The organism is Streptomyces sp. NPDC005820 (assembly GCF_040630255.1).
Lineage (GTDB): Bacteria > Actinomycetota > Actinomycetes > Streptomycetales > Streptomycetaceae > Streptomyces.
The window spans coordinates 58,133-70,071 of record NZ_JBEXXE010000025.1 but is presented as its reverse complement, the minus strand read 5'-3'; the positions used below and the strand labels follow the sequence as shown (position 1 = coordinate 70,071).

Sequence of the window (11,939 nt, the reverse complement as noted above, 5' to 3'; positions counted from 1 at the left end):
CCGCCCGCTGTTTTGTCATGTGCATTCTTAGTACGGATGCACGGAGGGGCAAGCGGCCGTTTCCGGACGGGAGTTGGCGCGATCCCGCGCTTTGCATAAACGGAACACGGTTCCGTATATTAAACGGGACGACGTTCCGCTTCTGGAGGCATCCCGTCATGAGCACATCGACCCACCCCTCGCCCACCCCCGTCCTCTCGGTCGCCCCCGTGACCCTGTCCACCCCGGACCGACCCGTGGATCTACAGCTGCGGGTGTCGGCGCCCCTGACCGGGGACGATCTGCCGGTCGTCCTCCTGTCGCACGGCCAGGGCCACTCCAACCACCTCTCCTCGCTGAACGGCTACGCGCCGCTCGCCCACCACTGGGCGGCGCACGGCTTCGCGGTGATCCAGCCCACGCATCTGAGCTCCCGGACCCTGACCCTGGACCCCGAAACCCCCGGGGCACCCCTGTTCTGGCGTTCACGCGCCGAGGACATGACCCTGGTCCTCGACCGCCTCGACGAGATCGAGGCCGCCGTCCCACAGCTCGCGGGGCGCCTGGACCGGGACCGGGTCGCCGTGGCCGGACACTCGATGGGCGGGCACACCGCGAGCCTGCTGCTGGGCGCCCGGCTCACCGACCCCGACGACGGCACGGAGATGGACCTGACCGAGCCCCGGATCAAGGCGGGCGTCCTGCTGGCCTCGGTCGGCCGGGGCGGTGCCGCCCTCACCCCGTTCGTGCGGGAGAACTGGCCCTTCTTCCTGACCACGGACTTCTCGAAGATGACGACTCCGACGCTCGTGGTCGCCGGCGACAGGGACGACTCCGCGCATCTGACGGTCACGGGCCCCGACTGGCACGCCGACCCGTACGCCCTCTCCCCCGGCCGCAAGTCCCTGCTCACCCTGTCCGGCGGGGAGCACGGGCTCGGCGGGGTCTCCGGATACGACGTCGCCGAGACCACGGACGAGAACCCCGAGCGGGTGTCCGTGATCCAGCACCTCACGTCGGCCTACCTCCGCAGCGAGCTGTACCCCGGGGACCCGGCCTGGCGGACGGCGTGCGAGACACTGACGCCCGCCCTCGGCCGCGTGGAATCGAAGTAGGCCACCACCCGGAAGGGGCACGGGGAACTGCGCGACCGGCCACCTCGGCGCCGCCGACGGCCCGACGCGGCGGCGCTTCCGGCAGAGCTCTCAGCGCGACTTGCCGCCGCCCTTCCCGTGGCCTCGGCCCTGATTGCCGGCACTGCCGGGGGTGCTCCAGGACTCGGTGGCGGTCGCGGAGGGGGTGTCGGTCGCCGCGCCCGGAGCCGGGCCCGAGGAGGTGGCGGAGGGCGCGCCGGACGTCGTAGAGCCGGAGGACGGGGTCGCGCCCGCGCCGGAGGACGCCGACTCGCCCGCCGACGAGGGCGGGCCGCTCGGGGCATCCGACGGGCTCACCGTGTCGTCGGGCGCCGAGCGGGTGTCGCCGCGCTTGCCCTGCCCGCCGTCCGGCGACGAGCCCGAGCCGCCCGACGTGAAGGAGATCCCGGCCACCAGCGCGGCCAGCGACACCGCGCCCACCGCCCCCGCCGCGACCGCGACCCGGCGCGAACGCCCGCCGCCCGTGCGGCGCGCGGCCCGGCGACGGTCCGCCCGGCCGCCCGGCATCGGCTCCCCGGAAAGGGCGGACGCCTCGTCCGCGCGCGGGGCGGGTACACGGGGCAGCTGCTGGGTCTCGTCGTACGCGTTCTGCCACCCGTGCGCGGTCGCCGGATCGGCGTACTGCTCATACGACGACGGGTCGGACCCGGCATCCGGGTGGAACACGATCGGCCGCACCTGGGGCGCGCCGCTCTCACCTGGCCTGGACATGGCCGCGCATTGTAGGGAGGAGTACGGCCCGCCGGACAGTGACCGGCGATAACAGACCAAAACACCCGTCTCGCGTGGTGGAAAACACGCCCCACAGGGCGTTACCGGGCCGTAAGCTCCCTGACATGCAGGTGATCCAGTCGACGAAGCTCGCCAACGTCTGTTACGAGATCCGGGGCCCGGTTCTCGAGGAGGCGATGCGCCTGGAAGCGGCAGGGCACCGCATCCTCAAGCTCAACACCGGCAACCCGGCCGCCTTCGGTTTCGAGGCCCCTCCGGAGATCCTCGAGGACGTCCTGCGCAACGTCTCGACGGCACACGGCTACGGCGACGCCAAGGGCCTGCTCGCGGCCCGCCGCGCGGTCGTCATGCACAACCAGACCCTCGGCATAGAGACGGACGTCGAGCACGTCTTCATCGGCAACGGCGTCTCCGAGCTGATCGTGATGGCGATGCAGGCACTGCTGGACGACGGCGACGAGGTGCTGGTGCCGTCACCGGACTATCCGCTGTGGACGGCGGCCGTGTCGCTGTCGGGCGGTACGGCCGTGCACTACCGCTGCGACGAGCAGGCGGACTGGATGCCCGACCTCGCGGACGTCGAGCGCAAGGTCACCGACCGCACCAAGGCGATCGTCATCATCAACCCCAACAACCCGACGGGCGCGGTGTACGACGAGGCGATGGTCCGGGGGCTGACCGACATCGCCCGGCGCCACAATCTGCTCGTCTGCTCCGACGAGATCTACGACAAGATCCTGTACGACGGCGCCACGCACACCCCGACCGCCGCCGTGGCCCCGGATCTGCTGACGCTCACCTTCAACGGGATGTCGAAGGCCTACCGGGTGGCCGGCTACCGGGTCGGCTGGATGTCGATCTCGGGCCCGCGCGCCCACGCCGACTCCTACATCGAGGGTCTGACGATCCTGGCGAACATGCGGCTGTGCGCCAACATGCCGGGCCAGCACGGCGTGGTGGCCGCGCTCAGCGGCCGGCAGTCCATCAACGACCTGGTGCTGCCGGGCGGGCGGCTGAAGGAGCAGATGGACACGGCGTACGAGCTGCTCACGCAGATCCCGGGCGTGACGTGCGTACGGCCGAAGGGCGCGCTGTATCTCTTCCCGCGTCTGGACCCGACCGTCTTCAAGATCAAGGATGACCGGCAGATGGTCCTGGACCTGCTGCGCCAGGAGAAGATCATGGTCGTCCAGGGCACCGGCTTCAACTGGCCGGAGCCGGACCACTTCCGGGTGGTGACCCTGCCGACGGCGACGGATCTGCGGGACGCGATGGGGCGGATCTCGCGTTTCCTGGACGGCTACGGGCAGCCCTGATCCCGCGCGGTTCACCCTCTGTAGAAGCTGTGCCCCCGTTCTGCGAACGGCTCAACTTTAGACGAAATCTAAGCTAGGATGGCTTCCTGTCAGAGCACAGGAGGCCATCCTCATGTACGAGCCGATCCGCACCCCTTCGTCGCACAAGGGGTCCGTCCACAGCCAGATGGCCGGCACCACCTCCGACTTCCCCCACCGCTCCCGCGAGGAGGAGCTGGACATCCAGCTCGCCGGACATCTCTCCGCCCTGCTCGCCGTCACCGACGAGCTGCGCGGTCCGGCGCCGTCCGCCGACCTCGACAGCGCGGCCGCACAGCTCGCCCAGCAGGTGACCCGGCTGCGGGGAGGACGGACGCCGGCCCGCGCGGCGACCTCCGCCACCCGCGAGTCCCGGCTCGCGGCACTGCACGAGCGGGCGCACTCCCTCGCGGGACGCGCCCTGGTCGTCGCAGCGTCCCGCGCGGACACCAAGGCGGCGATCCTCGCGGCGGAGCGCATGGACGCCCATGCCGCCGCACTGGCGCAGGAGCAGGAGCTGAGCACCGCCGGCTGACCCCTGCGGGGGTCCCCCTACGGCCCCGGTCCGCGTGCACCCGCAGCGACGCGCGGACCGGGCGCCATATCCTCTTGCCGAGAGTTTCCTGCCCGCGAGTTTTTCTGGCCGCGTGTTTTCTGCCCGCGTGCATTCGGGTGGACTGCGCGCCCCGAGTGCCCGCGCGCACCGGCGCCGTGAGAACCGCCTCGTAACGTCGATGCGGTGAAACGCAGGCAATTGTTGGTAGTGCTCTCCGGTGCGGCTGCAGTTGCCACCGCACTGATGTCGTGGTCGGTCGCGGCGTATTCGGCGGCGGTCTCGAAAGCCGAGGCGCGGGCGTCGTCCCGGACGACTCCCCCGAACGCCGACGCCCTGCTGCAGGCGGGAATCGCGGCGCAGCAGAACAACGATCCGCAAGAAGCTTCCCGGTTCTACGGTGTGGTCCTCACCCTGGACCCGCGGAACAAGGCCGCCTGGTACAACCTGGGCGTCATCGCGCACCAGGACGGCCGGACCGCCGATGCCCGCAAGGCCTACGAAAAGGCCCTGAAAATCGATCCGGCGTTCTCCTCGGCCCTGTACAACGAGGCGCTCCTGCTGAAGTCGAGCGATCCCGACCTCGCGATGGGACTTCTGGAACGCGCCGTCGGCGCCGATCCCCGGGCGGCCACGGCCCATCTGCATCTCGGGGATCTCTGGGTCCGCAAGAACCGTGACCGTGAGGCCGCCGAGGAATTCCGCAGTGCCGTGGCCGCCGACCCCGCACTTCTCTCCCAGGTACCGGATTCCTTCCGGGATTCCCTGCGCCCCGAACCCGCACCGAGCCCGGCAGGGAGTCCCCGATGACGACGCACGACCGGACCGTACGCGTGCTGGCCCTGTACACCCTGGTGGCGACCGCCCTCGCGGCCCGTGTCTTCCTGCTGCCCGAGGAGTCCGGGGACTACGTCACCTTCCTCGACCCCTGGTACCGGCACCTGGAGAGCCACGGCGGGTTCGCCGCCCTCGCCGACCCCGGGTTCTCGGACTACAACGTGCCCTACCTCTATCTGCTCGCCGGGCTGACCCATCTGCCCGTGTCGGCGCTGGCCGGCATCAAGTGGATCTCGATCCTGTCCGATCTGGGGCTGGCGTACTACACCTTCCGGATCGTGGCCCGGCTGCGGCCCGCCTCCCCCTGGGCCGCCTACGGCGCGGCGGCGGCGGTGCTCCTGCTGCCCACCGTCGTCACCAACAGCGGCTGGTGGGGGCAGTGCGACGGCGTCTACGCGGTCTTCCTGGTCGGCGGGGTCCACCACCTGCTGGGCCGGCGGCCGTGGTGGGCGTGCGCGTTCTTCGGGATCGCGCTGGCGGTCAAGTTCCAGGCCGTCTTCCTCTTCCCCTTCCTGCTGGTCATGGTGGTGCTCGGACGGGTGCCGTGGCGCAGCCTGCTCGCCATCCCGGCGGTGTACGTCGCCCTCGACGTGCCGGCGCTGCTGCTCGGCGCCGATCCCTGGCCGCTGCTGACGGTCTACGCCCGGCAGACGGGGACGTACCACCAGCTGTCCGTCAACGCGCCGTCCGTGTACGCGTTCGCGTCGGTGCCCGACGGCACGGACACCGACGGCGTCCGCACGGCGGGCGTGCTCGTCGCGGGGGTGCTGGTGGTGCTGCTGACCGGGCTCGCGATCCGGTCGCTGCGGCGGGGCCGGTCGGGCGCGGGGGATCCGGGTGTCCTCGGGGCCGGGCTCACGGACACCCGGGTGGTGCTGCTGGCCGCCTGCTCGGCGCTCTTCGTGCCGTATGTGCTGCCCTCGATGCACGAGCGGTACTTCTACGCCGCCGAGGTGCTCACGGTGGTCGCCGCGTTCGCGCTGCCCCGGCGGCTCTGGTACGTGCCGGTGCTGGTGCAGCTCGCCTCCTGCGGCAGCTATCTGAAGTGCAACTCCGCCGAGCTGGCCGCGTACATGTCCCTGCCCGCGTTCGCGGCGCTGATGCTGCTGGCGTCGCTGGCCCTGCTCCGGACGACCGCCCGCGAACTGCGCCCGGCGCCCGGGGCGCCCGCCCCGGCCCGCGCGCCGCTCGTCAGCCCGACCGCGGCCGAGCCGGCCCGGACGTGACGGCCGCGCCGGGGGCGTGGGCCGCGCCGGTGTCGTCGGCGACGTAATAGGTGGGCCGCCGCTGGGTGGCGGTGTAGATCCGGCCGATGTACTCGCCGACCACCCCCAGGCAGATGAGCTGGACGGAGCCGACGAAGAGCACCGCGATGATCAGGGAGGTCCAGCCGCGGGTGGTGTCGCCCGCGGCGTACACGGCCAGGGTGTACGCGAGCATGCCGAGGCAGATGCCGAACGCGAGCACACCCAGCCAGATCGCCAGCCGCAGCGGGGCGACGGAGAAGCCGATGACGCTGTCGACCGCGAGCAGGACCATCTTGCGCAGGGGGTACTTGGTGCGGCCGGCGACGCGGGGGTCCCGGCGATAGGTGATCTCCCCGCTGGGGAAGCCGAACCAGGGCATGAGCAGCCGGTACACCTGCGGCTGGTCGGGCAGGCGCTTCAGGGCGTCGAGGGCCTCGCGCGACAGCAGCCGGAAGTCGCCCGCCTGGGCCGAGACATGACTGCCGACCACCCGGCGCATGAGCCAGTAGTAGGCGCCGGCGGTACGGCGTTTGAAGCCGGTGTCGCTGGAGCGGTTGCCGCGCACGCCGTAGACGATGTCGAGGTGCCGGGAGCGGGCCAGGTCCAGCATCTCGGGGATCTTCTCCGGGGGATCCTGGAGGTCGGCGTCGAGGCTCGCGGTGTAGTGGCCCCGGGCGTGGTGCAGTCCGGCGGTCAGCGCGGCCTGGTGTCCGCTGTTGCGGCGCAGCCGTACCACCCGCAGTTGGGGCCAGCCGGCCCGCAGCCGGGTGAGTTGACCGACCGTCCCGTCCGTGGAACCGTCATCGACGGCGACGACCTCGTACGTCTCGCCCGTCCCGTCGAGCACCGGGCGCAGTCGTTCCGCCAGGGCCGGAAGTGCCTCTTCCTCGTTGAACATCGGAATGACGACCGACAGTTCGACAGATGACATACGGACACCGGCCCTATGCTCACTTACGGTAATATTTGCTTACTTACCGTACAATGCAGGAATGGCTCAGCGCGTAGAGACACACGCACCCCGCACCGCAGGGGTCGCCCGGCAGCTTCCCGTGTTCGCGGTCATCGGCGTGCTGTCCACGCTGGCCCATCTCGGACTGTTCACGGCGCTGCGGCCGGTGCTCGACGCTCAGCTCGCCAACCTGGTCGCGCTCTTCACCACGGCCGTGGCGAACACCGCCGCCAACCGCCGGTTCACCTTCCGGATCCGCGGCAAGGAGGGGGTCGCCCGGCATCAGCTCCAGGGGCTGGTGGCCTTCCTCGCGGGGCTCGCGCTCAGCAGCGGCGCCCTCGCCCTGGTGCACCGGATGGTGTCGGACGCGCCGCACGTGGAGATCGCCGCACTGGTCGTGGCCAACGGGACCGCGACGATACTGCGCTTCACACTGCTGCGGTGGTGGGTGTTCGCGAAGGCCGCGTGAAGCGCGGATGACGCGGATGGTGGCGTTGGTGCGGATGGTGCGGATGGTGCGGTGGTGCTGTCACCGCGGCCGGCCGTGACGATATTGCTGGTCAGGGCTCGATCGGCAGCCGGCCGCGGCGGTCGTGGCGGGCGTCAGCCCAGGCGCTGCACCAGAGCGCGGTACTCGTCCCACAGTTCCTTCGGGGTGTGCTCGCCGAAGGTGTTGAGGTGCTCGGGGACCAGGGCGGCCTCCTCGCGCCAGACCTCCTTGTCGACGGTGAGGAGGAACTCGAGGTCGGCGTCGGCCAGCCCGAGGCCCTTGGTGTCCAGGGCGCCCTTGGCCGGCAGGATGCCGATCGGGGTCTCGACGCCCTCGGCACGGCCGTCCAGCCGCTCGACGATCCACTTCAGGACGCGGCTGTTCTCGCCGAAGCCGGGCCAGACGAACTTGCCCTCGTCGTTCTTGCGGAACCAGTTGACGTAGTAGATCTTCGGGAGCTTCGCCTGGTCCTTGCCCTTGGCGACGTCGACCCAGTGCCCCATGTAGTCGCCCATGTTGTAGCCGCAGAACGGCAGCATGGCGAACGGGTCGCGGCGCAGCTCGCCGACCTTGCCCTCGGCGGCGGCGGTCTTCTCGGAGGCGACGTTGGCGCCGAGGAAGACCCCGTGGTTCCAGTCGAAGGACTCCGTCACCAGCGGGACCGCGCTCGCGCGCCGCCCGCCGAAGAGGATCGCCGAGATCGGCACGCCCTTGGGGTCCTCCCACTCGGGCGCGATGATCGGGCACTGCGAGGCCGGGACGGTGAAGCGGGCGTTGGGGTGGGCGGCCGGGACGTCCGAGGACGCGGTCCAGTCGTTGCCCTTCCAGTCGGTGAGGTGGGCCGGGGTCTCCTCCGTCATGCCCTCCCACCAGATGTCGTTGTCGTCGGTGAGGGCGACGTTGGTGAAGACGGAGTTGCCCCACAGCGTCTTCATCGCGTTGGCGTTGGTGTGCTCGCCGGTGCCGGGCGCGACGCCGAAGAAGCCGGCCTCCGGGTTGATCGCGTACAGGCGGCCGTCCTCGCCGAAGCGCATCCAGGCGATGTCGTCGCCGATCGTCTCGACCGTCCAGCCGGAGATGGTGGGCTCCAGCATGGCGAGGTTGGTCTTGCCGCAGGCGGAGGGGAAGGCGGCGGCGACGTACTTGGACTCGCCCTGCGGCGGGGTGAGCTTGAGGATCAGCATGTGCTCGGCCAGCCAGCCCTCGTCACGGGCCATGACGGAGGCGATGCGCAGGGCGTAGCACTTCTTGCCGAGCAGGGCGTTGCCGCCGTAGCCGGAGCCGTAGGACCAGATCTCGCGGCTCTCGGGGAAGTGCGAGATGTACTTGGTGGAGTTGCACGGCCACGGAACGTCCGCCTCGCCCTCCTCCAGCGGCGCGCCGAGGGTGTGCACGGCCTTGACGAAGAAGCCGTCGGAGCCGAGCTCGTCCAGGACGGGCCGGCCCATCCGGGTCATGGTGCGCATGGAGACCGCGACGTATGCGGAGTCGGTGATCTCGACGCCGATCGCGGAGAGGTCCGAGCCGAGGGGGCCCATGCAGAACGGGACGACGTACATCGTCCGGCCGCGCATCGAGCCGCGGAAGATGCCCTTCTCGCCGGCGAAGATCTCCCGCATCTCGGCGGGGGCCTTCCAGTGGTTCGTGGGACCCGCGTCCTGCTCCTTCTCGGAGCAGATGAAGGTCCGGTCCTCGACCCGGGCGACATCGGTCGGGTCGGAAGCGGCGTAGTAGGAGTTGGGGCGCTTGATCGGGTCGAGTTTACGGAAGGTGCCCTTCTCGACGAGCTCCCCGCACAGGCGCTCGTACTCGGCCTCGGATCCGTCACACCAGACCACGCTGTCCGGCTGTGTCAGTTCGGCGATCTCGTTGACCCACGAGATCAGTTCCTGGTGGTTGGTCGGGATGACAGTGGGAGCCGCGATGTCGCGCGCCACGATCGCTCCTAGATGAGGGGTTTTTTGTTGGAGGCCCCGTGGGGGCTGCGGCCCGGATGCTGGGCGGCTGGATCTTCAGCGCTCATCCGGTGCCGACCGCACTCATCTGATCATCCGATGCTCGCGCCCATCTGTCCAGAAGGCGTCACAGGTGAGCGGAGTGAGGATCGCCACGCATAACCGCGCTTCTTTGCGTCCACTTGACGTTCAGCAGAAGATTCTTTGGAGTGAACCTTTTGTGCCCCCGGTGCGGCACCGTGAGATGATGGCCACTCTTCACCCCCGAACCCCCGGGAGTGGCCCGTAACTTACGGTTCCGTAGGTACGATTCGGCCCATGACTGCGCCCGCCCCCGACGCGCCCACCGACACGCCGGCCGACGGCCGCGGTCCCCTCGGGCTCCCCCTGCCGCACGAGATCAAGCCCAAGCTGCGTGGCTGGCTGCATCTCGGCATGTTCCCGGCCGCACTGATCGCGGGCCTGGTCCTCACCGCCCTCGCGGACTCCACCCGTGGCCGGATCGCCTGCGGTATCTACGCGCTCACCGCCTGTCTGCTGTTCGGCGTGAGCGCGCTGTACCACCGGGGCAACTGGAACGCGCGCATGGACGGCATCCTGCGCCGCCTCGACCACGCCAACATCTTCCTGATCATCGCGGGCACCTACACCCCGCTGACCCTGCTGCTCCTGCCGGACACCAAGGGCCAGTGGCTGCTGTGGGGCATCTGGGGCGCGGCGCTCGCGGGCATCGCCTTCCGGGTCTTCTGGGTCGGCGCCCCGCGCTGGCTGTACACCCCCTGCTACATCGCGATGGGCTGGGCGGCCGTCTTCTTCCTGCCGGACTTCATGCGCACGGGCGGCATCGCCGTGCTGGTCCTGGTGATCGTCGGCGGCGTCCTCTACAGCGCGGGCGGCGTGATCTACGGCATCAAGCGGCCGAACCCCTCACCCCGCTGGTTCGGCTTCCACGAGGTCTTCCACTCGTTCACGCTCGCCGCGTTCGTCGTCCACTACGTCGGCATCTCGCTGGTGGCGTACCAGCACGCGTAGCGTCGGTTTTCAGCCTTCTCAGGGCCACGGCTTCCAAGCCGTGGCCTTTTTCGCGCCTGCCACCAATTGACACTCACCATGTTTTGAGAGCTACTCTCATTTCATGGCTACTGTCACGGACACTTCCGAGGCGGGACGCGACCCCCGCCGCTGGTGGGCCCTCGGGGCCCTGGTCGCGAGCATGCTCACGCTCGGCTTCGACATGACGATCCTCAACGTGGCGCTCCCGACGATGGCGCGGGACCTCGGCGCCACGACCGGCGAGCAGCAGTGGATGGCGGACGCGTACGTCGTCGTCTTCGCGGCGCTGATGCTCCCCGCCGGCCTCCTCGGCGACCGCTTCGGCCGCCGCCGGATGCTGATCACCGGGCTGGGGATCTTCTTCGTCGGTTCGCTGGTGGGCGCGCTGGCCGGGGGCGTCGAGGCGGTCATCGCCGCCCGCGCGGTGATGGGCGTCGGGGCCGCGCTGGTCACCCCGCTCGCGTTGTCCGTCCTGCCCTCGCTGTTCGCCCCCGAGGAGCGCACCAAGGCCGTCGGCATCGTCTCCGCCGGCTCGACCCTCGGTCTGCCGCTCGGCCCGATCATCGGCGGCTGGCTGCTCAACCACTTCTGGTGGGGCTCCGTCTTCCTCATCAACCTCCCGATGGCCGCGATCGGCGTCGCCGCCTGCGTCCTGCTGCTGCCGGAGACCCGCGACCCCGCCTCCCCCACGGTCGACGCCGTCTCCACCGCGCTCACCGCCACGGGGCTCGGCGCGCTGATCTACGCGATCATCGAGGCGCCCACCCGAGGCTGGGGCGACCCCCTGGTCGCCGCCATGTTCGCGGTGGCCGCCGTCCTGATCACCGCGCTGGTCCTGCGCGAGCGCAAGGCGCCGCGGCCCATGCTCGACATGGGGCTGCTCGCTCACCGGGGCTTCCTGTTCAACACCCTCGCGGCAACCCTGGTGATGTTCGTCCTGTCCGGCCTGATGTTCGTCCTGCCGCCCTACCTCCAGGCCGTCCTCGGCCATGACGCCCTCGGCACCGGGGTGCGGCTGCTGCCGATGATGGGCGGACTGATGGTCGCCGCGCGGGCCGCCCAGCCGGTCGTCGCCCGCTTCGGCGCCCGGGCCGTGGTGAGCGCGGGCCTGGTGGTGCTGGCCTTCGCCGCGCTCCTCGGCAGCCGTACGACGGTCGACTCCGGCTACGGCTTCACCGCGCTGTGGCTCTCCGTCGCCGGAGCCGGCTTCGGGTTCTCGATCGTGCCCGCCATGTCCGGCGCCCTCGGCACCCTGCCCTCCGACCGTGCCGGCAGCGGCTCGGGGCTGCTGATGACCCTGCGCCAGGTCGGCGGCGCCATCGGCATCGCCCTGCTCGGCAGCCTGCTCGCGGGCGCCTTCCGCGACCGCCTCGACGTCACCGGCCTGCCCGCCGCGGCCGCCGACACCGCCGGGGACTCCGTCGTCGCCGCGCACCTGATCGCCGAGAAGGCGGGCTCCGCGCACCTGGCGGCCTCCGCGAACGCCGCCTATGTGCACGGCATGACCCTGGCCCTGCTGGTGTGCGGGCTCGCCGCCCTGGTCTCGGCCCTGCTGGCGGCGGCGTTCCTGCCGGGGACGACGACGGCCCGCCGCACCGCCGGCCCGCGGCCCGACGTGGCCACACACAAGGCGGATGCCTGAGAATGAACCCC

General features: G+C 70.6%; 11 protein-coding genes. 8 read left to right on the top strand and 3 right to left on the bottom strand.

Annotated features, from left to right (window positions below):
• Positions 1 to 158: 158 nt before the first annotated feature.
• On the top strand, positions 159 to 1,094 hold the full coding sequence (locus ABZ464_RS28935) for a chlorophyllase (RefSeq protein ID WP_359281266.1): 936 nt from the start codon (positions 159 to 161) through the stop codon (positions 1,092 to 1,094).
• A gap of 90 nt (positions 1,095 to 1,184) precedes the next feature.
• On the opposite strand, the gene ABZ464_RS28930 is transcribed toward ABZ464_RS28935, so the two are convergent.
• A complete protein-coding gene (locus ABZ464_RS28930) occupies positions 1,185 to 1,844 on the bottom strand; it encodes a hypothetical protein (RefSeq protein WP_359281263.1) in 660 nt (219 codons plus the stop codon).
• Positions 1,845 to 1,969: 125 nt separating this feature from the next.
• Here ABZ464_RS28930 and ABZ464_RS28925 point away from each other — a divergent pair, with 125 nt between their 5' ends.
• The 4 genes from ABZ464_RS28925 to ABZ464_RS28910 all read left to right on the top strand — a co-directional run bounded on the left by ABZ464_RS28925 (position 1,970) and on the right by ABZ464_RS28910 (position 5,815).
• Entirely contained in the window at positions 1,970 to 3,181 is a 1,212-nt protein-coding gene (locus ABZ464_RS28925) for a pyridoxal phosphate-dependent aminotransferase (protein ID WP_359281262.1), read from the top strand.
• Between the two features lie 112 nt (positions 3,182 to 3,293).
• Entirely contained in the window at positions 3,294 to 3,734 is a 441-nt protein-coding gene (locus ABZ464_RS28920) for a hypothetical protein (protein WP_359281259.1), read from the top strand.
• Positions 3,735 to 3,938: 204 nt separating this feature from the next.
• Positions 3,939 to 4,562: a tetratricopeptide repeat protein gene (locus ABZ464_RS28915; RefSeq protein ID WP_359281258.1), complete on the top strand. Its 624-nt coding sequence runs from the start codon at positions 3,939 to 3,941 to the stop codon at positions 4,560 to 4,562.
• Positions 4,559 to 5,815: a glycosyltransferase 87 family protein gene (locus ABZ464_RS28910; protein WP_359281256.1), complete on the top strand. Its 1,257-nt coding sequence runs from the start codon at positions 4,559 to 4,561 to the stop codon at positions 5,813 to 5,815. Before ABZ464_RS28915 ends, ABZ464_RS28910 begins: the two co-directional genes overlap by 4 nt.
• On the opposite strand, the gene ABZ464_RS28905 is transcribed toward ABZ464_RS28910, so the two are convergent.
• A complete protein-coding gene (locus ABZ464_RS28905) occupies positions 5,781 to 6,767 on the bottom strand; it encodes a glycosyltransferase family 2 protein (protein WP_359281253.1) in 987 nt (328 codons plus the stop codon). The two genes, ABZ464_RS28910 and ABZ464_RS28905, sit on opposite strands and share 35 nt — an antisense overlap.
• Positions 6,768 to 6,828: 61 nt before the next feature.
• Between ABZ464_RS28905 and ABZ464_RS28900 the strand changes: the two genes are divergently transcribed.
• Positions 6,829 to 7,257 (top strand): GtrA family protein, encoded by a 429-nt coding sequence (locus ABZ464_RS28900; RefSeq protein ID WP_359281251.1) that lies wholly within the window; start codon positions 6,829 to 6,831, stop codon positions 7,255 to 7,257.
• Between the two features lie 134 nt (positions 7,258 to 7,391).
• On the opposite strand, the gene ABZ464_RS28895 is transcribed toward ABZ464_RS28900, so the two are convergent.
• On the bottom strand, positions 7,392 to 9,215 hold the full coding sequence (locus ABZ464_RS28895; protein ID WP_359281248.1) for a phosphoenolpyruvate carboxykinase (GTP): 1,824 nt from the start codon (positions 9,213 to 9,215) through the stop codon (positions 7,392 to 7,394).
• A 336-nt stretch (positions 9,216 to 9,551) separates the two neighbouring features.
• Between ABZ464_RS28895 and ABZ464_RS28890 the strand changes: the two genes are divergently transcribed.
• Entirely contained in the window at positions 9,552 to 10,265 is a 714-nt protein-coding gene (locus ABZ464_RS28890; RefSeq protein WP_359281246.1) for a hemolysin III family protein, read from the top strand.
• 103 nt (positions 10,266 to 10,368) lie between these two features.
• Positions 10,369 to 11,928, top strand: coding sequence for an MFS transporter (locus tag ABZ464_RS28885; protein ID WP_359281243.1), 1,560 nt, complete (start codon positions 10,369 to 10,371; stop codon positions 11,926 to 11,928).
• The last annotated feature ends 11 nt before the right edge of the window (positions 11,929 to 11,939 follow it).